Source organism: Marivivens marinus (assembly GCF_035969385.1).
Taxonomy (GTDB): Bacteria; Pseudomonadota; Alphaproteobacteria; order Rhodobacterales; family Rhodobacteraceae; genus SELP01.
Genome location: NZ_JAYKKJ010000003.1, coordinates 292,016 through 314,984 on the forward strand (window position 1 = coordinate 292,016; position 22,969 = coordinate 314,984).

The window sequence follows — 22,969 nt, forward strand, 5'->3', positions numbered from 1 at the left end:
CGTTTTCCTTTGCAGGCCTGGCACCCGAACTAGTGCGCGGCGATCAGCCCCATGCTTTCCAGTTTCAGGATCACCTGGTGGGCGCAGTTGTCCACGTCCACGTTTTCGGTTTCGACCCGCAGTTCCGGGTTCGCCGGTTCTTCGTAAGGGTCAGAAATCCCGGTGAATTCCTTGATCTTGCCTTCGCGGGCCAGCTTATAAAGACCCTTGCGGTCACGCCGTTCGCATTCTTCGATGCTGGTGGCCACGTGCACTTCGACAAAGGCGCCATACTGTTCAATCTCTTCCCGGACCGCGCGGCGGGTTGCGGTATAGGGCGCGATCGGGGCGCAAATGGCGATCCCGCCGTTCTTGGTGATCTCGGACGCGACATAGCCGATGCGGCGAATGTTCAGGTCGCGGTGTTCCTTCGAGAACCCAAGTTCCGACGACAGGTTCTTCCGCACGATATCCCCGTCCAAAAGGGTCACCGGGCGGCCGCCCATCTCCATCAACTTGACCATGAGCGCGTTGGCGATGGTCGACTTGCCCGACCCGGAGAAGCCGGTGAAGAAGACGGTAAAGCCCTGCTTGGACCGGGGCGGAGAGGTGCGGCGCAGCTCCTTCACCACCTCGGGGAAAGAGAACCATTCCGGAATCTCCAGCCCTTCGCGCAGGCGGCGGCGCAGTTCCGTGCCCGAGATGTTGAGGATGGTGACGTTGTCCTTGTCCTCGATCTCGTCGTTGGGTTCGTATTGGGCGCGTTCCTGCACATAGACCATATGCTTGAAGTCGACCATTTCGATGCCGATCTCGGCCTCGTGTTCGCGGAACAGGTCCTGCGCGTCATAGGGGCCGTAGAAATCCTCGCCTGCGCTGTTCTTGCCGGGGCCCGCGTGGTCACGGCCGACAATCATATGGGTGCAGCCGTGGTTGCGGCGGATAATCCCGTGCCAGACCGCCTCGCGCGGGCCAGCCATGCGCATGGCAAGGTTCAGAAGCGACATGGTGGTGGTGGACTGGGGGTATTTGTCCAGAACCGCCTCGTAGCAACGGACGCGAGTGAAATGGTCCACGTCACCCGGTTTGGTCATGCCGACGACCGGGTGGATCAGCAGGTTGGCCTGAGCCTCTTTCGCGGCCCGGAAGGTCAGTTCCTGGTGCGCGCGGTGCAGCGGGTTGCGGGTCTGGAAGGCGACAACCCGGCGCCAGCCCAGCTTGCGGAAATAGGCGCGCAGTTCGTTCGGCGTGTCGCGACGACCCCGGAAATCATAGTGCACCGGCTGCTGGATGCCGGTGATCGGGCCGCCCAGATAGACCTTGCCCGCCGTGTGATGCAGGTAGTTCACTGCCGGGTGCGCCAGATCGTCGGCGCCAAACACCTTTTCCGCCTCATGCGATTTGTTCGGGGTCCAGCGGTCGGTCACGGTCATGGTGGCAAGGATCACGCCTTCCTGATCGCGCAGCGCGATGTCCTGACCCAGTTCGATGCTGTCGGCAAAAGATTCCGACACGTCCAGCGTGATCGGCATCGGCCACAGCGTGCCGTCGGCAAGGCGCATGTTGTCCACGACGCCGTTGTAATCTTCCACGGACAGGAAACCCTTGAGCGGGTTGAAACCGCCGTTCATCAGCAGTTCCAGATCGCAGATCTGGCGCGGGGTCAGGTCGTGACTGGTCAGGTCGGCGGCTTCGACCTTGAGCTTCTGCGCGCTCTCGTAAGAGACGTAAAGCTCAGGGATGGGGGCAAGGTTGTTCTGCATCGGATGGGTCCTGTGTTTGAGCGGAGAGAGACCGCTGGAGGTGCCGGTCAGCTCTGCGTGCAGCGCATCGTATTCGGCGAATTTTCGGGCAAGAAACTGGTCGCGCAGCCGGGTCTTTTCAGCGGCGCCACGGGTGGTGATGGTATAGGCGAACCTTTGGCGTTTGTCGGGGCCGGACCGGGCGTTGATGGTGATCAACCCAGCCTCTGCCGCGCCACGCAACAGCGCATTGAGCCGCCCAAGCGAGATATCCAGCGCCGCCGCCGTCGCACGCTGCGACGCCCCCGGCGCAGCATCCAGCTGGCGCAGGAGCCGGAAGATCAGGTCTTCCTCGGCAGGATTATGTTTGGCCACAGAGGTGGGCATCGGGGACTCGCAATATGTTCACGCGTGAACACATATGACGAAGCAGATGGCGAGACTAGGGGGAAATCTGGGCAATATCGGACCATTCCGGACTGTGTCCGGTGGGTCACGCACCCCGTAGCTGCCAAATCAGCAGAATGCCGCAAAACGACAACGGCCCGAACCATTGGTTCGGGCCGTTTCGATTTCACTGCATGTCGCCGATCTCTGGCGCTTTTCGGGCTTTACTCCAGGGCATCAATCGTCCTGCTCGGCCAGCCAGTGTTCGGCGTCCAGCGCGGCCATGCAGCCCATTCCGGCGCTGGTGACGGCCTGCCGATATTTATGGTCGGTCAGGTCGCCCGCCGCGAATACGCCGGGGATCGAGGTTTTGGTCGATCCGGCCTCGACCTTCACATAGCCGCCGTTGTGCAGTTCCAGTTGGTCCTTGACCAGTTCCGACGCGGGCGCATGGCCGATGGCAATGAACACGCCCTTGGCGGGGATTTCGGTGATCTCGCCCGTCTTGACGTGCTTGGCGCGGACAGCTTCGACCCCGAGCGGGTTGTCGGTGCCAACGACCTCTTCCAGCGTGTGATCCCACAGCGGTTCGATCTTGGGGTTTTTCATCAGCCGATCGATCAGGATCTTTTCGGCCCGCAGTTCATCGCGGCGGTGGATCAGGGTCACCTTGGTCGCGAAATTGGTCAGGAACAGCGCCTCTTCCACGGCGGTATTGCCGCCGCCGATGACCACGATTTCCTGCCCGCGATAGAAGAACCCGTCACAGGTGGCGCAGGCAGACACGCCAAAGCCTTTGAACTTCTCTTCGGTCGGCAGGCCAAGCCATTTGGCGCGGGCGCCGGTGGCCAGGATCACCGCGTCGGCGGTGTAGGTGGTGCCGCTGTCGGCCTTGGCGGTGAAGGGCCGCTTGGACAGGTCCAGATCGGTGATGATGTCCATCACGATGTCACAGCCCATGGCGCGGGCGTGGGCCTCCATCCGGACCATGAGGTCGGGGCCCTGCACCTCGGTATCGCCGGGCCAGTTTTCGACCTCGGTCGTGGTGGTCAGCTGGCCGCCGGGTTCCATCCCCTGCACAAGGATCGGGTTCAGCATGGCGCGGCTGGCATAGACGCCAGCGGTATAGCCCGCAGGGCCGGAGCCGATGATCAATACCTTGGTGTGACGCGTCTCGGCCATGTGTTCCCCCGACTCTGGTGTTCCGTCCCACCCGATATAGACGGCAGCCCCCGGAACCGAAAGGCCCTGCAAGGCGACCATGCGTCGCGCGAATACCGGGCCGACCGATGCCGGACAGAGCCGGGGAAGGACGGCGAACGCTAAGAATCTTGCGCCAACACGAAACAATATTGCGCAGCCTGCGCCTTCGGCGTAGTGTTCGCAAAATTTCTTGGGGATGATGTATGCCGGGTTCCAAACTCGATGAAATCGACCGGATGATTCTGGCAGAGCTGCAGGCGGACGGTCGGATGACCAACGTCGAACTGGCCAAGCGGGTGGGCATCTCTGCCCCGCCCTGCCTGCGCCGGGTGCGCACGCTGGAGGAACAGGGGTTCATCCGGGGCTATCACGCCGATGTCGACGCCCGCGAACTGGGGTTCGAAGTGCAGGTCTTTGCCATGGTCGGCCTTGTCAGCCAGGCCGAGGCAGACCTGAGCGCATTTGAGGAACGGTGCCGCAACTGGCCGCTGGTTCGTGAATGCCACATGCTGAACGGCGAGGTGGATTTCATCCTGAAATGCGTGGCGCCCGACCTGCGCAGTTTCCAGACCTTCCTGACCGAACAGCTGACCGCCGCACCGAATGTGGCCAGCGTCAAGACCAGCCTTGTGATCCGGGGCGCCAAGGATGACCCCGGCGTCCCGTTTGATGTGCTGGAAGCGCGGTTGGCGAAAGACGCCTAGGCCGCCGAGAAGAGATCAAGGTCCGCCAGCCGCAGCCGTGGAAACCGCGGCGCACCGAAACCCATGATGTCCGGGATGTGCGGGAAGAAGGACAGGTACAGGTCCAGAAGGTCGCCCCGCAGCGGCAGCCGATGCGCCGGACCGGGATGAAAGCTTTCCAACTCGATCCCGTCAGACAGCAGCCGTTCCTGTTCTTCGAACCCAAGGTGATAAACCTGCACCGCGCTTTGCGGCGTCAGATCGACGATGTTCACCCCATCCTCGAAATCCCGCACCGGCACAACGGCGGTGGGCCGCCCGGTCATGGTGCGCACCCCTTCCGAGCTGTGGAACAGCCGGGCCGAGGGGCCCAGAACAATGTCTCGTCCCGGACGACCGAACCCCAGAGAATCGGCAGACACTCGGGTCAGCGACCGCATCTTCGACGCCTGTTCGGGGATGTTCGCGATCAGACTGCAACTGCCCTTCCAGATCAGCGGCTGAAACCCGCGATCGGCGGTCTTCACCCGATCTCCCGGCAAAAGGTCTTCGACCGCGCGGGGGCCGTCCTCGGTCTGGAACAGGGTGCCGCGGGCAAATGCGGAAAAGGCTTCCTCGAAGGCCTCCATCGCCGGGGCCACACGGGCAAAGTCAAAAATGTCGCCGTTGGGGGCAAGGTGAACAACCTCGAACCGGCGCATAACGGCGCTACGCCGCTGCGGCTGTTCGCCAGACGTGTCGAAACGGTTCTTTGTATCACGCGACAAACGGGAAGAGCCGAAATGGCCAAGTGTCGGGGCAGCAGTCATGCGAAACCTATCAAAGTTGCGCTTTTCGCCGGCCCCCACCGGCAACGATCAGCAGATCATTTATGCGGAAACGATTCCCCAACCCGGCTGCATTTGTCAAAAATTCGATGTGGAAGGGCGCTATCCATGCACCAATGGGAAGGGCGCTAGGGTATTGTCCACGCCGGTCGATCAATCCTGCCACAATTCCGCGATGCTGCGGCCTCCGAAACGGAATACGGCCCCCGCCATGCGGCAAGGGGCCGTTTCAGGATCGCGGCGGGAGGAACCGCGAGGGAAAAGCAGACGGGCCCGTGCGACCCGCCCTTGATTGATCAGGCGACGACCCGGTCGCCGATGAACGCCTGTGCGCGCCCTCGGGCCACCATGGCAAGGCCGGCTGCCTCTTCCGAACTGAGCGACGCCTTGCGGCTGTTGATGAACGCCTGACGGCGCAGGCCCCGTTCCCAAGGCATCTTGGAGGTGCATTTGGCGGCTTCGTCGATCATGCCGGTCATCCAACGCTTCTTCATAATCTCGATCCTTTTGCTGCTCACTAGGTCGCCGTTCTTGCCGACGTTGGCCCCACTATTGCGGTGGTTCTGGGCACGAGTTTGACCAATCAAGGATTTTCCAAGGAATTGCATCAAATCCCGGTTTTTCGCAGGGATTGCGCTGTGATCTGGAAACAAAAGGCCGAAAGCCCAACAAAACATGGGGTTTGGGAACAATGCAGTTGTATGCCCGGGCTTTGTTTCCAGATCGGGATCAGCAGGTCTGCCCGATTTCTGCCAGTTTTACAGCCGGATCGCCGAGATCAGCCGACCGTAGTCCGCCTGTCGCTCGTGAGTGGTGCGCCGGTAGCTGTAGAACCGCGCCGGGTCGGAATAGGTGCAATGCCGGGTCCATTCCGCCTGCCCCACGCCAGCGCTACGCAGCCGATACAGCCCAAACCCCGGAAGATCGAACAGGAATCTGTCCCCCTCGCCGTTCGCAAAGAAGCGGCCATAGGCGGGGTCTTCGGCCATGAAGTTTTCGAAGAACTCCGGCCCGACCTCGTAGGCGCGCTGGCTGATCGACGGGCCGATGACCGCGACGATGTCCTGCCGCTCGGCGCCCAGCGCCTCCATCGCGTCAACAGTGGCTTCCAACACCCCGCCCAGCGCCCCTTTCCAGCCCGCATGGGCCGCGCCGACTACACCGGCGCGAGGGTCGGCAAACAGCACGGGCTGGCAATCGGCGGTCAGGACTGAGACGACGATCCCCGGTGTCGCGGTGACGATTCCATCGGCCTCGGGCCTTGGGCCTTCGGGGTCATCGACCGGACCATCGACGGTCAGAACCTTTGCCGAATGGGTCTGGTGCACCCCCTGCAGCGCCTTGATCGGCGCGCCCATCGCCTCGGCCACGCGGGTACGGTTGATGGTGACCGCCTCGTGCTGGTCCGAACTGCCATAGCCGCAGTTCAGCCCTTCGAACACGCCGGACGACGCCCCACCCTTGCGGGCAAAGAACCCGTGCCGCAGGGGCGACAGAAGGTCAGAGGTGATGATGTCCAGTGTCATGCCTCGGTCCCCGGTGGCGGCGGACAGCCGTCAGGATAGAGTCCCATTACCTTGAACAGGTCACCCATTTCCGCCGGGTGGGTCAAGCGCCGATGCGCGGCAATGTGCTGTTCCAGCGCCGGCCCGGTCATCCGCGCAGCCAGCGATTGCGCCCGCGCCGTGATGCCCAGCCGTTCCAGAAACACCCCTTGCGTTACCAGTCGCGTATACCGGGCGGGCAGGGCGGCATTGGCCACCGCTTCGAAATCCACGTGCGCCGTCAGGTCCGCCTGACCGGGCGCGGCAAGCGGGTCCGTCGCCGCGTGACCCGACAGCGCCTGCAACGTATCGCCCAGCGACCGCCAGTCGCCGTAGTCGATGAACAGGGCCGCGCCGCCGTGGACCGCGATGCGCCGCCCCACAGCCCCGACAATCCCCGGAAGCGCCGGGCAGGTTTCGACGATGTCACCGGGCTGCGTATCGTCCAGCCGGTGGTCCAGCGCGGCAATGGGCGCGGGTGCGGAAAGGCCGAAGGTCAGCGTGCCCTCTGCCACACCGACCATCCGTTCGCGCCAACCATTCTGGTCGCGGGTGAATTGCCGGATTGGAAGGGCATCAAGGAATTCGTTCGCGACCAGAAATAGCGGTGCCTCGGGCAGGTCATCAGCACGGTCGTGCCAGATCGCACCGGGAACCCGCGCCGCCTGTTCCGCCCGCAACGTGGCAGAAGTTTCGACCAGATGAACAGCGGTGGCGGCATGAAACCCCGGCACGCCGCGCGTGGCCCGCAGAATATCGGCCATCAGGGTCCCGCGCCCCGGACCCAGTTCGGACAGTGTGATCCGGGCCGGGCTGCCCTGATCCATCCACGCCTGCGCCAGCGACAGGCCGATCAGCTCCCCAAACATCTGGCTGATCTCAGGGGCGGTGATGAAATCACCCCCCGCGCCCAGCGGATCACGGGTGCTGTAATAGCCGTGCTCGGGGTGCATCAGCGCTTCGGCCATGAAATCGGCCAGCGTCATCGGACCGGTCGCCGCGATCCGGCGAGTCAGCAGGTCGGCCAGCGCAGTCATGCCCGCCGCCGCGATCGCAGGATCACCCAAAACCCGATCAGGATCATTGGCAGCGACAACAGCTGTCCCGCGGTCAGACCGTAGCCGTCGATATGCAGATAGAGCCCCAGCGGGTTGCCGGGCGTGACGAATTGCGCGTCGGGCTGGCGCACGAATTCAACCATGAACCGGGACAGCCCGTAGCCCGCGAAAAACAGCCCCGATACCAGCCACGGCCGCTTGAAGCCGCCACGCAGGGCGACCACGATCAGGATAAGGCCCAGAAGCAGCCCCTCCAGCCCGGCCTCGTACAGCTGGCTGGGGTGACGGGCACAAAGCAGGATAACATCCGGCCGGCAATCCTGTGCCGCCTCACCCGGGAACACGACGCCCCAGGGCAGGTCCGTCGGGCGCCCCCAAAGCTCGGCGTTGATAAAATTGGCGACGCGCACAAGGAAGATGCCCGGCGGCGCGGCAATGGCAACGACGTCGGCGGTGGACCCCAGCGGCAGGCCATGCCTGCGCGCGAAGAAATAGACGGCGGCGACCACCCCTAGGAACCCGCCGTGAAAGGCCATACCCCCTTCCCAGACGCGCAGAATGGCCCATGGGTCGCTCAGGTAGGCGCCCTTGCTGTAGAACAGGACATAGCCGATCCGCCCGCCCAGAATGACGCCGACAACAATCCATGTGGCAAGGTTTTCAAGGTCTTCCCGGGTCATCGGCGGCTGGTTATCCGGCCACAACCCGGCCCGTCCGATCAGCCAGCGGATCATCGCCCAGCCGATGGCAATCCCGGCGATATAGCCCAGCGCATACCAGCGCAGCGCGAACTCCATCCCGAAGAGCGTGATCGAGAAAATCTCGGGCGAGATGTCGGGGAAGGAAAGCGCGGCCTGCATGGGAAGAATGGATGGGACGGCACCGGAGGGAAGTCAAGGCCGGGCGGTCTTGGCCAGAGGCGCGTTTGGCCCTAGACCTGTGCCAATGGGTTGGGGGCGCAGGCGGCATGGCACAAAAAGGGAAACCGACGGGAACCGTGGCAGAGGTGTTCTGGACCTTCCTTCGGCTTGGCTGCACGTCCTTTGGCGGCCCTGTTGTCCATCTGGGATATTTCCGGACCGAATGCGTGGACCGGCGTGGATGGCTGTCTGACGCGGAGTACGCCGACCTTGTGGCGCTGTGTCAGGTATTGCCCGGCCCGGCCTCCAGCCAGCTGGGTTTTGCACTGGGGCTGCGGCGCGCGGGCCCCTTGGGGGCGCTGGCGGCGTTTGTGGGTTTTACCCTGCCGTCCGCCCTTGTCCTTCTGGGGTTCGCGTTGGGGGTCGGATCACTGACCGGACCTGTGGCCGTGGGCGCGCTGCACGGGCTGAAGATCGTCGCCGTGGCCGTGGTGGCGCAGGCGGTCCTTGGCATGGCGCGAACCTTGTGCCCGGACCGCCAGACCGCGGCGATTGCCGTTGCGGCCGTGATTGCGCTGGCGGCGTTTCCATCCGGGATGGGCATGATCGGGGCGATTGGTCTTGGGGCAATCGCGGGGCTAGTCACAGGCCGGGCGGGGGAAACCGCACCGACAGGCACGGCCAGCCTGTCCTTGCATCGCTGGGTCGGCGGCGCGGCCTTGGCGCTTTTTGCCACCGGGCTGATTGCCCTGCCCCTCCTTGCGGATCGGGCAGAGGTTTGGGCGGTGGCCGATGCCTACTACCGGTCCGGCGCATTGGTCTTCGGGGGCGGCCATGTGGTCCTGCCCCTGCTGGACGCCGCCGTGGTGCAGCCCGGCTGGGTCAGCGATGCGGATTTTCTGGCGGGGTACGGTGCGGCGCAGGCGGTTCCGGGGCCTTTGTTCACGCTCAGCGCCTATCTGGGCGCGGTCAGCACTGCGGGTCCGGGTGGCGTGGCTGGCGCGGCGCTGGCCCTGTGCGCGATCTTCCTGCCGGGGTTCCTGATCCTGATCGGGGTCCTGCCCTTCTGGGACCGACTGCGTCAGGTCGCGCAGGTTCGCCGCGCATTGCGGGGCATCAACGCGGCGGTGGTCGGGATCCTTGGTGCGGCACTCAATGACCCGGTGTTCACGGGCAGCGTGGGCGGCATGGCCGATTTTGCACTGGCGCTGGCGCTGTTCGTGGCCCTGACGGTCTGGAAATGCCCAGCCTGGCTGGCGGTGCTGGCGGGGGCACTTGGCGGGATCGTCCTGGCGGTGGCCTGAACGAAAAACGCGCCCCCCGGGTGACGGGAGGCGCGCGACGGGTGCAGGGAGGGCCCCGTTATAGTTCGATCTTGACGGTCCGTTCGTCCGGCACGTTCACCACGCCCTTGGAGGTGATGTAATCCTCCATCAGGTCGTAGATCGCCGGGCCTTCGGTGCCTTCGTTGACCGAGGCCCAGCCACCGACGGTGTAGGTCTTGTCGGCCTCGATCGGGGTGCCGTCATCCAGCGTCATATCGGCGATCCGGTTGCCAGCGTCGTTGTTGACGTGGCAGGTGTAGCGCATGCCGCCGACGCGAACCATGTCGCCGCCCTGCTGATAGAACGGGTCCTTGTTGAACAGGTTGTCGCAGACATCTTCAAGGATGATCTTCAACTGCTCGCCCGACATCTCGGTCCGGTAGACCGCCGGGTAGCTCATCGACGTTTCGGTATAGAGATCATCCACCGTGATGTCCTGCCCGGGCAAAAGGGTCGTGCCCCAGCGGAACCCCGGCGACAGGGCGATCTGAACGTCGCGCTGTTCGCGGATGCCCTGACAGATCAGGTCGTCCCAGGTCCCGTTGAAGTTGCCGCGCCGGTACAGGAGCGTTTCGGTCTTGCCCAGAACGCGGTTGAGTTCGGCGGCATGTGGGTCGCGGTATTCGGCGATCTTGGCGGCCATTTCCGGGTCGGGGGTGATCACGTCCGAGAAGACCGGGATCAGGTTGGAGCTGTAGCCGACGACCTTGCCATCCTGCACTTCCAGATCAACCCGGCCCAGATATTTGCCATGGCTGCCCGACGACAGGATGATTGTCCCGTTCACCTCGACCGCCTGCGGGATGGCGTCGTGGGTGTGGCCAGTCAGGATCACGTCGATCCCGGAAACGACGGTGGCCAGCTTGCGGTCCACGTCGAACCCGTCATGCGACAAGAGCACCACGACCTCGGCCCCGGCGGCGCGGGCGGCATCGACGTTTTCCTGAAGCACCTCTGGACGGATGCCAAAGCTGTATTCGGGGAACATCCAGCGCGGGTTGGCGATGGGGGTATAGGGCATGGCCTGCCCGATCACCGCAACATTGACCCCGCCCTTTTCGAAGAAGGCGGTATTCTCGAACGCCGGTTCGTCCCATTCCACGTCAAAGATGTTCGACGCAAGGAAGGGGTATCCCATGCTTTCCGTCAGTTCGAGGAACCGGTCGGTGCCGAAGGTGAATTCCCAGTGGCCAGTCATCGCATCGGGTTTCAGCAGCTTCATGCATTCGACCATGTCTTCGCCATTGGTCTTGAGCGAAGTGTAGGAGCCCTGCCAGGTGTCGCCACCGTCAAGGAACAGAACCTTGTCGTCGCCCCGGTCGGCGCGGATCGCCTTGACCAGAGTCGCGGTGCGGTCCAGCCCGCCCAGACGCCCGTAGGTGCGGGCAAGGTCGACGTAGTCGACGAAGGTATGCGCATAGGCCAGCGGGCTGCCCCGTTCGATCCCGAAATGGCGCATGAACTCTTCCCCCACCAGATGCGGCGGGATACCGGCATAGTCACCCACACCGATGTTGGTGTCCGGCGGGCGGAAATAGACGGGGGCCAGTTGGGCGTGCACATCGGTGAAGTGCAGCAGCGTCACCTGCCCCTTGGCGTCGAATTTCAGCAGGTCGTCCTGCGTCAGTTTCTGCTGGGCCAGCGCCCGCGTCGGGTTGCTGGCAAGGCCGGCGGCGCCAAGGGTCAAAGTGGCGTTCATGCCGTATTGAATGAAATCCCGTCTGGTAATGGGCACGTCTGGTCCTCCCCGATTCGTTTCCCACATCATATTCAAATATGTTTATGCCTTGTAAGCCCTTCTTGTGCCACCCGCGATGCAGGGCATCCAAGCCCTGCCATCATAGACGATGGTTGGGCATCCTGAACCCGGGTTGTCAGTCTGGCCCGGTTCCGCGGTTGTGAACCCGCGCATTCCACCCCATATAGAGCAGACAAAGCCACGGAGAGACCCGATGCAAACCCGCAACAAGATCATGGACGATATCGGCCAGCTGATGACCAACGCCATGGGCGTCGCCCAAGGCGCCAAGACCGAAGCGGAAACGGCCATGAAGTCCCTGCTGGACCGCTGGCTTGCCGACCGCGATTTCGTGACCCGCGAAGAATTCGACGCGGTCCGCGCCATGGCCCAGAAAGCCCGCGAGGAAAACGAGACCCTCAGGGCCCGGATCGAGGCGCTGGAAGCCAAGTCCGGCTAGGACAGGCGCGAGACCTGGGGCCAGCCGCCCGTCGGCGGGGACTTGTTGTCGACGACCATTTCTCCGACCTTCACGCCCGGCGCGCTCAGCGCCTTTGCAACTTCACTGTTCGTCGCACACCGGATTCGCGCGCGCCCGATTTCCCCGTGGCATCCCCGCCTGAATTCCGGCAGGCTGGCCGCATGACCCAGCACCAGATCATCCTGTTTTCGCTCTTTGGACTTGTCTTTGCCCTGCTGCTTTGGGGGCGATACCGTTATGATCTCGTTGCCTTCTCGGCGCTGATGGCCGGGGTCGTTCTGGGGGTGGTCCCGACCAAGGACGCGTTCAGCGGCTTTGGGCACCCCGCGACGTTGGTCGTTGCGCTGGTGCTAGTGGTCTCGGCCGGGCTGGTGCGGTCCGGCGCGGTGATGCTGATAACCCGGACGCTGGTCGACAGCAGTCGCAAACTGGGCACCCATATCGCGATCATGGGGGCCGTGGGCGGCGCCTTGTCGGCCTTCATGAACAACGTGGCCGCGCTGGCCCTTCTGATGCCGGTCGATATCGCCACCGCGCGCAAGGCCGGACGGGCCGCGGGGGTGACACTGATGCCGCTGTCCTTCGCGACGATCCTTGGCGGTATGGTCACGCTGATCGGCACCCCGCCGAACATCATTATCGCCTCGATCCGGGGCGAGGCCTTGGGCACACCATTCGCCATGTTTGATTTCGCGCCTGTGGGCGGGATTGTAGCGATTGCCGGCCTGGTTTTCGTGGCCCTGATCGGCTGGCGCCTGATCCCGCAAAAGGACGGCGCGGGGCTGGAAGGCGACCCGCTGCGGGACTACGCCGAATACCTGTCAGAACTGGCGGTGCCGGATGGATCGCCCTTGGTTGGACAACGGGTTCGGGACCTCGACGATCTGGCCGAAACCGCCGACATCGGCATTCTGGGCCTGATCCGGGATGGCAAACGGATGCCCGGCCGGGCCCGGAACTCCACCATCCGGGCGGGCGACCATCTGGTGATCGAATCCGCGCCCGACGCGCTGGATGAATTCCGGGTCGCGCAGAAACTGGACCTGACCGACAATACAGTCGACGCCGCCGGTTCGGACATGGTGATTATCGAGGCCGTGGCGACGCCGGATGCGCGGATCAACGGCAAATCGGCGCAAACTATCGGGCTGGCGTGGCGGCAGCGGGCAATCCTTCTGGGCCTGTCGCGGCGCGGCAAACCGATCCGCAGCCGGATCCGCAAGACCGAGGTGCAGGCGGGCGACATCCTTCTGCTGCTGGTCCCAAAAGAAGCGGCGGCGGATGTGATCGACTGGCTTGGCTGCCTGACGCTGGCCGACCGGGGCCTGACGGTCACGGCTGACCGCAAGGTCTGGCTGGGGATCGGACTGTTCGCAGCGGCGGTCCTCGCGGCTTCGCTCGGGCTGGTCTACCTGCCGGTCGCGTTGGGGATCGTGGTCGTGGCCTTCGTGCTGACCGGCATTCTGCCGCTGCGCGAAATCTATGATCATATCGAATGGCCGGTTGTGGTCTTGCTGGGTTCGATGATCCCGCTGGGCGCGGCGCTGGAAACCTCGGGCGGGACGGAACTCATCGCTGGCGCGCTGACCGGGCTGACAGCGGGATGGCCCGCCTGGGCGGTGCTGACGGTCCTGATGGTGGTGACGATGTCGCTGTCGGATGTGTTGAACAACACGGCGACAACCATCGTCGCGGCCCCGGTAGGAATACAAATGGCGCAAACCCTTGGGGTCTCGCCCGACCCGTTCCTGATGGCGGTGGCGGTCGCCGCCTCCTGCGCGTTCCTCACGCCCATCGGGCACAAGAACAACACGCTGATCCTTGGGCCCGGCGGTTACCGGTTCGGGGATTATTGGCAGATGGGATTGCCGTTGGAACTGATCGTGATCGCGGTGTCGATCCCGTCGATCCTGCTGTTCTGGCCGCTTTAGGGGGTGGTGGGTTAAAAACCACCTTACCCGGGGGCGCTTCGCCCCCCAACCAGATGTTTCATGGCCCCCAGAGGATATTTGAGACCCAAAGAAGGAATGAACTCTCATTTTGCCAGAAATACTCCGGGGGTGAGGCCCGGCGGGCCGAGGGGGCGGAGCCCCCTGCCTTGTAAGGTGGGTCTTGACCCACCGCCCCCTTCCCCTTGGCCGGGGTTTTGGCTATCGGGACGGGTATGAAACCGTTTCTGATCCTGCAACTGCGCCCGGAAACCGAGGCCGCCGACGATGAATTCGCAGCCATCCTTGCCAAGGGCCGGCTGACGGCGGACCGCACCCATCGAATCCGGCTGGATCAGCAGGATCTGCCCGCGGACCTGTCCCTTGACGCCTATGCCGGCGTCATCGTCGGCGGCGGCCCCGGCTGCGTCTCTGACGCGCCCGAGGACAAGGACCCGACCGAGGCAAGGATCGAAGCCGCCTGCCTGTCGCTCATGCCCGAGATCACCGCCCGCGACATGCCCTTCATGGGCTGCTGCTACGGCATCGGCATCCTGACCCACCACCTTGGGGCAGAGGTGTCGAAAGCCCGCTATGGTGAACCCGTCGGCACGACCACCTGCGAACTGACCGACGCGGGCCGCGCCGATCCGCTACTGTCCGGACTGCCCGACCGATTTGACGCCTTTGTCGGCCATAAGGAGGCGGCGCAGGCACTGCCCGAGGGCTGCGCCCATCTGCTGCATTCGGATGCCTGCCCGTTTCAGATGATCCGCTATGGTCAGAACGTCTATGCCACGCAGTTCCACCCCGAGGCGGACGCGGCCGGGTTCGAAACCCGCATACGCATCTACCGAAATAAGGGCTATTTCCCACCAGAGGCTGCCGAGGACCTGATCGCCATGTGCCGCGCGGCCGATGTGACCGTGCCGGAACTTATCCTGCAACGGTTCGTGGCGCGCTACGGCTGACCCCGCTATTTCCCCTTGGCGTGAAAAATGAACCCCAGAAGGTTCAGCAGGATCTGCGCCGCAAGGATGCTGGTCGAACCCGTGGGGTCATAGTCCGGCGCCACTTCGACCAGATCAATCCCAACAACTTCGTGCCGCTGCGCTACCGCCTGTAGCATCTCCAGCACTTCGTAATAGAGAAACCCGCCATGGCTGGGCGTGCCTGTTCCCGGCGCGATCGAGGGGCAGAAGGCATCAATGTCGATGGTGATATAGACCCGCGCCCTTTCGGGGATATGGCCGACCACCCCTTCGGTCCCCATCTTCCGCGCCTGCCGGACCGAGATGATCGACGACCCCATCCGCCGCGCGTCGTCATAGCCTTCCTTGGCGGTCGAGCTGACGTTGCGGATGCCGACCTGCGTCAGCCCGGTGACATAGGGCTTGTCGGCGGCCCGCCGCATCGGGTTGCCGTGCCCATAGCGGACCCCGTGCCGTTCATCGACGAAATCGAGGTGCGCGTCGATCTGCAGAACGTGGATATCCCCCTGATCGTCGAAGGCATTGATGCAGGGGATGTTGATCGAATGGTCGCCACCGATCACCACCGGCAAGGCGCCCGCTGCAAGGATCGCCCGCACCCCGGTTTCGATATTGGCGTGCGATGTCATGGTATCTGTGTGAACGATATCGGCATCCCCGATATCGACGATCCGCACATCGCCCGGCAAATAGGTCGCGTCGTCCTCGTGATCATAGGCTCCGGCGTGGCCAAAGCTGAACAGGGTCGATGCCTCGCGCACGCCGCGCGGGCCGAACCGCGCGCCGGACCGCCATTGCGTGCCGAAATCGAAGGGTGCGCCAAGGATTGCCACATCGGCGTCGATCTTTGACCAATCCTCGACATAGGGCCGCTTGCCAAAGGTCGAAATACCCACGAAGGGCAGGTTCAACCGCCCTTTTTCGTAACCATGTCCGGACATTGCCACCTCCCCTTTGCCACGTGCCGACCGGCGGACGCTAGCAACCCTGCCGCGCCCCGGCAAGGCGGGATCACAGCGGCCAGATCAGCGGGATCACGGCAGAGACGATGAGCCCCATCGACAGGTTCAGCGGAATCCCGACCTTGAGGAAATCCTTGAACTTGTAGCCCCCCGGCCCGTAGACAAGCGTGTTGGTCTGATAGCCGATGGGCGTGGCGAAACTGGCGGAGGCCGCGACCATCACCGCCACGACCAAGGGCCGCGGATCGACGCCCAGCGCGCCCGCAAGCCCGATGGCAATCGGCGTGACCACGACGGCCACCGCATTGTTCGACACCAGTTCGGTCAGGACCGAAGTAATCAGGTAGATCGCCCAGACCACCATAAAGGGCGGCAAGTCACCGATCAGCGGCGTCAGCCCGTCGACGATCAGCGACACCGCGCCGGTGTGTTGCAGGGCCGCGCCCACGGCCAGCATTGAAAAGATCAGGACCAGCAGGCTGCTTTCGACATAGCCATAGGCCTCTTCCGCGTCTATGCATCGGGTCGCCAATACCACGGCCACCGCGATGACCGCCAAAAACAGAATCGGGGCCACGCCCAGCGCGGCCAGAACCACGATCCCCGCCAGCGCCGCCAGCGCAATCGGCGCATGGGCCCGGCGGAAGGCGCGGGCCGACGGGTGCGACACGTCCACCATGTTCATATCCGCCGCCAGCCGTTGAATATCCTCGGCCGCCCCTTCCAGAAGCAACGTATCCCCGACTCGCACCACCAGATCGTCGATCTGGCGGCCGATGTTCTTGTCCCGCCGGTGCACAGCCAGCACATAGACCCCATAGCGGCGGCGCAGACGCATTTCGCCAAGTCGGCGGCCCACAAGCCGGCAATCGGGGGTGATCAGCACCTCGACCGTAGTGGTTTCCACCGCGCTGACCTGATCGACCCGGCGCAGCGACTTGTTCGATTGCAGGGACAGCAATTCGGTCATCTGGGTGCGCAGCACGACCCGGTCGCCCACCTGCAATGAAACCCCCTGAAGATTGCGCCGCAATGAGGCATCGCCGCGCACGACGTCCACCAGCCGCACACCGGGACGCTTGAACAGTTGCACGCCCAGAACCTCGCGCCCGATCAGGTTGCTGTCGGGGGGGATCACGGCCTCGGTAAAGAACCGCATCTTGGACTTGTCGGACAGCAGGTTGGCCATGCTGTCCCGGTCCGGCAGAAGCCGCCGCCCGATGGTGGCCAGATAGATCATCCCCCACAGGCAGACGACAAGGCCGATGGGGGTGATCTCGAAGATGGTGAAGGGTTCCAGCCCCCCTGCCCGCGCGACCCCGTCGACCAGCAGGTTGGTCGAGGTGCCGATCAGGGTCAGCGACCCGCCCATGATCGCCCCGTAGGACAAGGGGATCAGCAGGCGTGAGGCGGCAAAGCCCATGGTCTTGGAAATGGTGACAAAGACCGGGATCATCACGACGACGACCGGCGTGTTGTTCATGAAGGCCGAGCCCGCCATGACAAAGGCCATCAGCCCAAGGATCGCGGCCTTTGGATGGGTCCGCGCGTATCGTTCGGCCTGCCCGGTCAACACATCCAGCGCCCCGGTGCGCACCAGCGCCCCCATGACGATGAACATCGCCGCAATGGTCCATGGGGCGGGGTTGGCCAGCACATCCACGGCCATTTGGTAGGGCAGGACGCCGGTGACGAGCAAAAGCGCCACACCGGTCAGCGCGACCACTTCTGTCGGCAGGACTTCCCGCAGGAAAAGGGCGAACATGAGCCCGACAACCGACAGGGCAAGGATCGCCTGCCCGGTTCCGGACAGTTGGAGAATGTCGTTCATCTGGCCTCGGTCGCTGCGTTCGCCTGACTGTCCACCGCTTCCGCTTCTGGCGCAAGGGTTTCGCGCGGGCGGGGTTGCACCAGCGCGATACCGCACAGCATCACGCCCAGCGCCGCCCAGACCCAGATGGCGTAGGTTTCGGACAAGAGGATCATGGACCAGAGCACCCCAAAGCCGGTGACGACATAGGCGACTTGCCCGGCGAAGACCGGCCCGGCACGACCCACCAGCCAGACATAGGCCGCATAGACCGATGCGTGGATCAGCGCCGAGGCGACCAGCGCCCATTCCGGCGCGCCCATGCCCGCCCTCGGGTCGATGAATTGCCCGGTGGCCAGCGCGGCGGGCGCCATGACAATAGCCCCCAGAACCGAAGCACCAAAAAGCGCCTGCACCGGGTCCAGCCCGGACAGGCCCCAGCGGGCGACGACATTGCCCTCAAGCCCATAACAAAGCGGCGCGATCAGGGCGACGGGGATCCAGGCCAGCATGGCCGGGTCGGGCAGGCTTGCCTCTGGTGCCGCGATCAGACCGACGCCCAGAAGCCCTAGACACAGGCCGACCAGGCGGCGCAGAGCAAAGCGGTCCTGCCCAAGGGCCAAGGCCACGGGAAAGGCGAACATCGGCACCGTGGCGATGATGATCGCCATGATCCCGGCAGGAAGATGGGCCGCCGCGCGATAACTGAAGGAATTGGGCAGAATTGTCCCCAGACAGGCGATCACAACGAAGACCCGCAACGTGGCCCAGCCCAGCGGAAAGGGACGGCGACGCGTGGCCAGCAGCCCCCCAAGCAGGACGGACCCGATCAACAGCTGCCAGAACAAAAGCCCGAACGGCAGATGCCCGGTGGAAACGGCGATACGGCTAAGCGGCACAGAGAGCCCCCAACCGGCCCCGAGCACGAGAAGAATCCCGCTCAGAACCAGCCGATCCCGGACCGGCTCGGTCATGCGGGTCCGGCCGGGAACAGGAGCCCGCCCTGACGCACCTGTTCGACCCTCGTCGCCTTGCCGGTGCGGTCATCGGTTTCGACATAGAGGCCCGACAGGGTGACATCGGCGAGGGCCGGTTCGAACCGCTCCTTCGCCATGCCAGTAATGAAGCGACGCAGCGGTTCGTCCTTCTTCATCCCGATGACCGAATTGTAGTCGCCGCACATGCCCGCGTCGGTCTGATAGGCGCTGCCCTTGGGCAGGATCATCGCATCGGCGGTGGGCACATGGGTATGGGTGCCGACGATGACCGAAGCGCGACCGTCGCAGAAATGGCCCATCGCCATCTTTTCGCTGGTGGCCTCGCAATGCACATCGATCAGGCTGGCCTGTACCATCCCGCCAAGGGGGTATTGGCGCAGCACGGCGTCGACGGCGCTGAACGGATCGTCAAAAGGCCGCTTCATGAAGACCTGCCCCAGCACCTGGGCCACCAGAACCTTTTGCCCGCCCCGGGCGGTGAACACCCTCGCTCCCTTTCCCGGCGCGACCTTGGAAAAGTTCAGCGGCCGGATGATGCGCGGCTCCTGTTCGCAGAATTGCAGCATGTCCTTCTGGTCGAAGGCATGATCGCCGAGGGTAACGACATCGGCCCCCGCCTCGAACAGGGCGCGGGCGTGATTGCCCGACAGGCCCATCCCGCCGGTGGCGTTTTCGCCGTTGATCACCACAAAATCGAGCCGCCAGTCGTCACGCAGCTTCGGCAGCCGTTGGGCCACGGCCTGACGGCCACCCCGGCCCACGATATCGCCTAAGAATAAAAGTCTCATGGGGTTCCTCTAGGCAAGGGGCGGCACAAGCGCAAGCGCGGGGATGGTGGGTCAAGACCCACCTTACGTTTAAGGGGCGCCGCCCCTCTGGCCCTTTGGGCCATTCACCCCGGAGTATTTGGGGCAAAATGAGAGATCATCCTTTTTCAGGACTCAAATGCGCTTTTGGGGGCCCTGTGGGTGAAGCGCCTCCTGGTAAGGTGGGTCTTGACCCACCATGTCTTAGCGGCGGGGCTCGATCACCCCGGTTTCGGTCACGATCAGGTCCAGCCACTGGTCTGTCGCTTCCAGTGGCAGGTCCGCGTCTTCCTGCGCCGAATAGGCAAAGCCGATGGCCATCGTCGGGCGCTTGGCCCGCAGCCCTTCCAGCGTCCGGTCGTAGAACCCCCCGCCATAGCCCAGCCGCCCGCCCGTGCGGGAAAAGGCCACCAGCGGAACGATCAGGATTTCGGGTTCAATCCAATCGCCTTCGGCCGGAATACGGGCGCCGAATTCGCCATCCGCCATGGCACAGCCCGGAGTCCATGCCCGGAAGTTCAAGGCCTGACCCGCGCCGATGATCACAGGCAGGGCAACCGGGCCGTGGGCGGCCGCTTCTTCCATCGCCGGGGTCGGGTCGATCTCGGTCCGCATCTGGGCGTATCCCGCCAGCGGCACGCCGCGATACCCGGCCAGCACCTCGGACAGATGGGCGGCGGTCGCGCCGTTGCCATGAAGGGCATGGGCTTCGGCCCTGCGGACAAAGGCGGCCTTGCGGGCAGCCGCCTTGCGGGCGGTCAGGTCAGGATCAGTCATCACAGGGGCACCTTTGCCGGGATTATAGAAGGAACACAGCCGCAAGCCCAAGGAAGGCGAAGAAGCCCACCACGTCGGTCACAGTCGTCACGAAGGCCCCGGACGCAAGCGCCGGGTCCACCCCCGCCTTTTCAAGAAGCACCGGCACTGCCGTTCCCGCCAGCCCGGCAACGACCAGATTGATCACCATTGCGGCGGCGATGACGACACCCAGCATCATGGTCCCGAACCAGAGGTATCCGATCACCCCCATCACCAGCGCAAAGATTATGCCGTTCAAAAGGCCCACCAGAACCTCGCGCCGGATCACCCGCCAGACGTTCGACCCGGTCAGGTCGCGCGTGGCAATGGCCCGCACCGCGACCGTCAGGGTCTGGGTGCCCGCATTGCCGCCCATCGAAGCGACGATCGGCATCAGCACCGCCAGCGCGACCAGTCCGGCGATCACCTCTTCGAACAGGGCAATCACCCCCGAGGCGAGGATCGCAGTCACAAGGTTCACCCCCAGCCACGGCAGGCGCTGCCGGGTGGTGTCCAGCACGGAATCTGACAGGCTGCCTTCGCCAACACCGGCAAGGCGCAGCATGTCCTCTTCGTGTTCTTCGTCCAGAAGGGTCATAGCGTCGTCGATGGTGATAACCCCGACCAGCCGGTCGTCGTCATCGACCACCGGGGCCGAAATCAGGTGGTAGTGGTTGAACGCATGGGCCACGTCCTCGACATCGTCTTCGACGTGAAAGGTATTGAAACTGTCCTCGGTGATTTCTGCCAGCGGCACTTCCCGCTTTGAAGACAGGATCCGACCCAGGGTGGCATAGGCCACGGGTTTCATCCGTGGGTCCACAAGGATCACGTGATAGAACTGGTCGGGCAGTTCGATGTCGGAGCGCAGGAAGTCGATGGTCTCGCCCACGCTCCAGTGTTCGGGAACCCGAACCACCTCGGACTGCATGTGACGGCCAGCCGATTCCTCGGGGTAGGTCAGCGCCTTTTCAACCGCGACCCTGTCCGTGGCCTCGAGCGCGTCAAGAACCTGTTCCTGCTGGTCTTCGTCCAGGTATTCGACAAGATCGACCACGTCATCGGATTCAAGGTCGCGCACGACCTCGGCCAATTCGGCGGGGGCCAGGTTTTCGATGATCTCTTCACGCAGGGATTCATCAAGCTCGGACAGGATTTCCCCGTCCATCCCGCCCTTCCAGACGGTCAGCAGGTCGCGCCGGTCGCGGGCGTCCACCTGTTCGATCAGGTGGGCGATGTCGGCAGCGTGCAGCGGGTCCAGAAGCGCGTCGATCGTCACCGCGTCCTGCGCCTCGACCGCGTCCAGAACCTCGGCGATCAGCCTGTCGGTCACACCGAAGGCTTCTTCGTCTTCATGCTCCAGAATCTCTTCGGTCATGGCGGCACCTCCGGTCTTGGCGCACCATAGCGATTGCGCGCCTCGCCACAACAGCCTTGCGCAGGGACAGGCAGGTTCACCGGCGTTCGCCTGACAAAGGAGCGATCATGGCCGATGCCGCACAGCGATTCGACTCGGCAAGTGCGGCCGAAAATGACCTGAAGCGGGCCCAAAGGCACCGCGCACGCACCTGTCAGAACGCAGATTTGTGCAAGACCCCGTCCAAGAAATTTCCCGCCCTTCGGCGGAAAAGCCCCATCCGAAGTTCGCCGGGAACCAGGCGCAAGAATCTGGGGCCGAAGCATTGGGTTTTTCGCTTCTGGAATTGCTTCAAACCCTTGAACGGACTGCGCAGCAAACCGCCTATGTTGCACAAAATCCGAGGGGGGATTCCGGCGAATTCTTCCCCGTTGTCGACATCGGAATTCGGGATCATCTGGCCGCTGTGATGTAGCGATCCCCGATGTTTGCGGGGAACTGATTGAAAGGAGTTCATCATGTCTACCACAGTGAAATTCGCCCTTGCCGCCGCGATTGCCGGTTTTTCCGTGTCTGCGGTCAATGCGCAAGAAGACCTGTTCGGAACCCAGTCCGCTTCGGACGAGGTGACCGACCTGCAGGACGCCATCGAGGACGACGCCGAGCGGCCGACCTTTACCTTTGGGAACGAAGGCCGGACGCCGGGCACCTACGGCTCTATCGCGATGCGCGCCCTTCATTCGACTTCGGACACCGCGGATACGACCACGACCATTGGTCTGGGCGCGCAATACGGCTTCTATGACGGCACCAACGGGTCGGAATTCAACCTGTCCTACGCCTATTCCAAAACCGGCGATGTTGTTGATCGCGACAGCCTGAATGCGGGCTATGACTATACCCGCGATTTCAACGACGCCTTCTTTGGCTATGGCAATCTGAACGTGAAATGGGACCGTCTTGCCGATGAAGTCGGCGAAAACGCCCGCGATGCCTTTGTTGGCGTCGGGGTCGGCTACCGGATCGTGAACACTGAGGAAACCCAGTTCGCGGTCAAGGCCGGGCCGGGCTATCGTTTCATCGAGGATGGTGTCGGCACGCAGATCGACGAAGCCGCCTACAGCGTCGAGGCCAACTTCTTCCAGCGGTTTAATGACAGTGTCTTCCTTTCCGACGATGTGCAGCTGATCGGATCCGCCTCGGACGTGACGATCGTGAACGAACTGGCGCTGAACGTCGCGCTGAGCGACACCCTGTCCATGCGCACCAGCTACACGTCGAAATTCGGTGGGGCAGACTTCAACGCCCTGTCGAACAGTGAAAACACGCTGGGCGCCTCGATCGTCTACAACTTCAACTGATCCTTCGGTTGCATTCCCGAAATCAGCAGAGCGGGCCCCCTTCGGGCCCGCTCAATCCTTTGAGAGAAGGATCGGTCGATTTTCGCCTTCCGGAATAAACTCCCTTCGGACTTTTCGGATTTACCGGAAA

The 22,969-nt window shown here is 63.7% G+C and carries 21 protein-coding genes; 7 read left to right on the top strand and 14 right to left on the bottom strand.

The annotated features are described in order from the left end of the window. Positions 1-29: 29 nt before the first annotated feature. Together U3648_RS06220 and trxB are read right to left on the bottom strand one after the other, a co-directional pair. On the bottom strand, positions 30-2,108 hold the full coding sequence (locus tag U3648_RS06220) for a bifunctional sulfate adenylyltransferase/adenylylsulfate kinase (RefSeq protein WP_420858378.1): 2,079 nt from the start codon (positions 2,106-2,108) through the stop codon (positions 30-32). A gap of 237 nt (positions 2,109-2,345) precedes the next feature. Next, positions 2,346-3,290, bottom strand: coding sequence for a thioredoxin-disulfide reductase (gene trxB, locus U3648_RS06225; protein WP_420858530.1), 945 nt, complete (start codon positions 3,288-3,290; stop codon positions 2,346-2,348). 224 nt (positions 3,291-3,514) lie between these two features. On the opposite strand from trxB, the gene U3648_RS06230 reads away from it, so the two are divergent. Further along, on the top strand, positions 3,515-4,015 hold the full coding sequence (locus U3648_RS06230) for an Lrp/AsnC family transcriptional regulator (protein ID WP_420858379.1): 501 nt from the start codon (positions 3,515-3,517) through the stop codon (positions 4,013-4,015). Here the strand turns inward: U3648_RS06230 and U3648_RS06235 are convergent. The 5 genes from U3648_RS06235 to lgt all read right to left on the bottom strand — a co-directional run bounded on the left by U3648_RS06235 (position 4,012) and on the right by lgt (position 8,283). After that, a complete protein-coding gene (locus tag U3648_RS06235; protein ID WP_420858380.1) occupies positions 4,012-4,803 on the bottom strand; it encodes a Hint domain-containing protein in 792 nt (263 codons plus the stop codon). The two genes, U3648_RS06230 and U3648_RS06235, sit on opposite strands and share 4 nt — an antisense overlap. A 314-nt stretch (positions 4,804-5,117) precedes the next feature. Beyond that, the gene (locus U3648_RS06240) at positions 5,118-5,315 is read right to left on the bottom strand and encodes a hypothetical protein (protein WP_420858381.1); all 198 of its coding nucleotides are present in this window, start codon (positions 5,313-5,315) and stop codon (positions 5,118-5,120) included. A 264-nt stretch (positions 5,316-5,579) separates the two neighbouring features. Then, the gene (gene pgeF / locus U3648_RS06245; RefSeq protein ID WP_420858382.1) at positions 5,580-6,347 is read right to left on the bottom strand and encodes a peptidoglycan editing factor PgeF; all 768 of its coding nucleotides are present in this window, start codon (positions 6,345-6,347) and stop codon (positions 5,580-5,582) included. Further along, positions 6,344-7,402: a class I SAM-dependent methyltransferase gene (locus tag U3648_RS06250; protein WP_420858383.1), complete on the bottom strand. Its 1,059-nt coding sequence runs from the start codon at positions 7,400-7,402 to the stop codon at positions 6,344-6,346. The genes pgeF and U3648_RS06250 overlap by 4 nt, the downstream gene beginning before the upstream one ends. Then, a complete protein-coding gene (gene lgt / locus U3648_RS06255) occupies positions 7,399-8,283 on the bottom strand; it encodes a prolipoprotein diacylglyceryl transferase (protein WP_420858384.1) in 885 nt (294 codons plus the stop codon). Before lgt ends, U3648_RS06250 begins: the two co-directional genes overlap by 4 nt. Before the next feature lie 107 nt (positions 8,284-8,390). Between lgt and chrA the strand changes: the two genes are divergently transcribed. After that, positions 8,391-9,587: a chromate efflux transporter gene (gene chrA, locus U3648_RS06260; RefSeq protein WP_420858385.1), complete on the top strand. Its 1,197-nt coding sequence runs from the start codon at positions 8,391-8,393 to the stop codon at positions 9,585-9,587. A 58-nt stretch (positions 9,588-9,645) separates the two neighbouring features. Here chrA and soxB read toward each other — a convergent pair whose 3' ends face one another. Continuing rightward, on the bottom strand, positions 9,646-11,343 hold the full coding sequence (gene soxB / locus U3648_RS06265) for a thiosulfohydrolase SoxB (RefSeq protein ID WP_420858386.1): 1,698 nt from the start codon (positions 11,341-11,343) through the stop codon (positions 9,646-9,648). Between the two features lie 217 nt (positions 11,344-11,560). Here soxB and U3648_RS06270 point away from each other — a divergent pair, with 217 nt between their 5' ends. From U3648_RS06270 to U3648_RS06280, 3 genes are all read left to right on the top strand, one after another. Next, positions 11,561-11,806, top strand: coding sequence for an accessory factor UbiK family protein (locus U3648_RS06270; RefSeq protein WP_420858387.1), 246 nt, complete (start codon positions 11,561-11,563; stop codon positions 11,804-11,806). Positions 11,807-11,952: 146 nt separating this feature from the next. Further along, entirely contained in the window at positions 11,953-13,758 is a 1,806-nt protein-coding gene (locus U3648_RS06275) for an SLC13 family permease (protein ID WP_420858388.1), read from the top strand. Positions 13,759-13,991: 233 nt separating this feature from the next. Further along, positions 13,992-14,726, top strand: coding sequence for a glutamine amidotransferase (locus U3648_RS06280; protein ID WP_420858389.1), 735 nt, complete (start codon positions 13,992-13,994; stop codon positions 14,724-14,726). A 5-nt stretch (positions 14,727-14,731) separates the two neighbouring features. Here U3648_RS06280 and speB read toward each other — a convergent pair whose 3' ends face one another. The 6 genes from speB to mgtE all read right to left on the bottom strand — a co-directional run bounded on the left by speB (position 14,732) and on the right by mgtE (position 21,499). Further along, on the bottom strand, positions 14,732-15,688 hold the full coding sequence (gene speB / locus U3648_RS06285; protein WP_420858390.1) for an agmatinase: 957 nt from the start codon (positions 15,686-15,688) through the stop codon (positions 14,732-14,734). A gap of 70 nt (positions 15,689-15,758) precedes the next feature. After that, positions 15,759-17,540 (bottom strand): SLC13 family permease, encoded by a 1,782-nt coding sequence (locus U3648_RS06290; protein ID WP_420858391.1) that lies wholly within the window; start codon positions 17,538-17,540, stop codon positions 15,759-15,761. After that, positions 17,537-18,493 (bottom strand): DMT family transporter, encoded by a 957-nt coding sequence (locus tag U3648_RS06295; RefSeq protein ID WP_420858392.1) that lies wholly within the window; start codon positions 18,491-18,493, stop codon positions 17,537-17,539. The genes U3648_RS06290 and U3648_RS06295 overlap by 4 nt, the downstream gene beginning before the upstream one ends. After that, entirely contained in the window at positions 18,490-19,305 is an 816-nt protein-coding gene (locus tag U3648_RS06300) for a TIGR00282 family metallophosphoesterase (protein WP_420858393.1), read from the bottom strand. Before U3648_RS06300 ends, U3648_RS06295 begins: the two co-directional genes overlap by 4 nt. Before the next feature lie 222 nt (positions 19,306-19,527). Next, on the bottom strand, positions 19,528-20,100 hold the full coding sequence (locus U3648_RS06305; protein ID WP_420858394.1) for a 5-formyltetrahydrofolate cyclo-ligase: 573 nt from the start codon (positions 20,098-20,100) through the stop codon (positions 19,528-19,530). A 22-nt stretch (positions 20,101-20,122) separates the two neighbouring features. After that, positions 20,123-21,499 (bottom strand): magnesium transporter, encoded by a 1,377-nt coding sequence (gene mgtE / locus U3648_RS06310; protein WP_420858395.1) that lies wholly within the window; start codon positions 21,497-21,499, stop codon positions 20,123-20,125. A 208-nt stretch (positions 21,500-21,707) separates the two neighbouring features. Between mgtE and U3648_RS06315 the strand changes: the two genes are divergently transcribed. Further along, positions 21,708-21,953 (top strand): hypothetical protein, encoded by a 246-nt coding sequence (locus U3648_RS06315; protein WP_420858396.1) that lies wholly within the window; start codon positions 21,708-21,710, stop codon positions 21,951-21,953. A 43-nt stretch (positions 21,954-21,996) separates the two neighbouring features. Next, positions 21,997-22,839, top strand: coding sequence for a DUF481 domain-containing protein (locus U3648_RS06320; RefSeq protein ID WP_420858397.1), 843 nt, complete (start codon positions 21,997-21,999; stop codon positions 22,837-22,839). The last annotated feature ends 130 nt before the right edge of the window (positions 22,840-22,969 follow it).

Excerpts from the sequence above, each read along its gene's own strand:
- U3648_RS06220 (WP_420858378.1), bottom strand. The coding sequence starts at position 2,108 with ATGCCCACCTCTGTGGCCAAACATAATCCTGCCGAGGAAGACCTGATC.
- trxB (WP_420858530.1), bottom strand. The coding sequence starts at position 3,290 with ATGGCCGAGACGCGTCACACCAAGGTATTGATCATCGGCTCCGGCCCT.
- U3648_RS06230 (WP_420858379.1), top strand. The coding sequence starts at position 3,515 with ATGCCGGGTTCCAAACTCGATGAAATCGACCGGATGATTCTGGCAGAG.
- U3648_RS06235 (WP_420858380.1), bottom strand. The coding sequence starts at position 4,803 with ATGACTGCTGCCCCGACACTTGGCCATTTCGGCTCTTCCCGTTTGTCG.
- U3648_RS06240 (WP_420858381.1), bottom strand. The coding sequence starts at position 5,315 with ATGAAGAAGCGTTGGATGACCGGCATGATCGACGAAGCCGCCAAATGC.
- pgeF (WP_420858382.1), bottom strand. The coding sequence starts at position 6,347 with ATGACACTGGACATCATCACCTCTGACCTTCTGTCGCCCCTGCGGCAC.
- U3648_RS06250 (WP_420858383.1), bottom strand. The coding sequence starts at position 7,402 with ATGACTGCGCTGGCCGACCTGCTGACTCGCCGGATCGCGGCGACCGGT.
- lgt (WP_420858384.1), bottom strand. The coding sequence starts at position 8,283 with ATGCAGGCCGCGCTTTCCTTCCCCGACATCTCGCCCGAGATTTTCTCG.
- chrA (WP_420858385.1), top strand. The coding sequence starts at position 8,391 with ATGGCACAAAAAGGGAAACCGACGGGAACCGTGGCAGAGGTGTTCTGG.
- U3648_RS06270 (WP_420858387.1), top strand. The coding sequence starts at position 11,561 with ATGCAAACCCGCAACAAGATCATGGACGATATCGGCCAGCTGATGACC.
- U3648_RS06280 (WP_420858389.1), top strand. The coding sequence starts at position 13,992 with ATGAAACCGTTTCTGATCCTGCAACTGCGCCCGGAAACCGAGGCCGCC.
- speB (WP_420858390.1), bottom strand. The coding sequence starts at position 15,688 with ATGTCCGGACATGGTTACGAAAAAGGGCGGTTGAACCTGCCCTTCGTG.
- U3648_RS06290 (WP_420858391.1), bottom strand. The coding sequence starts at position 17,540 with ATGAACGACATTCTCCAACTGTCCGGAACCGGGCAGGCGATCCTTGCC.
- U3648_RS06295 (WP_420858392.1), bottom strand. The coding sequence starts at position 18,493 with ATGACCGAGCCGGTCCGGGATCGGCTGGTTCTGAGCGGGATTCTTCTC.
- U3648_RS06300 (WP_420858393.1), bottom strand. The coding sequence starts at position 19,305 with ATGAGACTTTTATTCTTAGGCGATATCGTGGGCCGGGGTGGCCGTCAG.
- U3648_RS06305 (WP_420858394.1), bottom strand. The coding sequence starts at position 20,100 with ATGACTGATCCTGACCTGACCGCCCGCAAGGCGGCTGCCCGCAAGGCC.
- mgtE (WP_420858395.1), bottom strand. The coding sequence starts at position 21,499 with ATGACCGAAGAGATTCTGGAGCATGAAGACGAAGAAGCCTTCGGTGTG.
- U3648_RS06320 (WP_420858397.1), top strand. The coding sequence starts at position 21,997 with ATGTCTACCACAGTGAAATTCGCCCTTGCCGCCGCGATTGCCGGTTTT.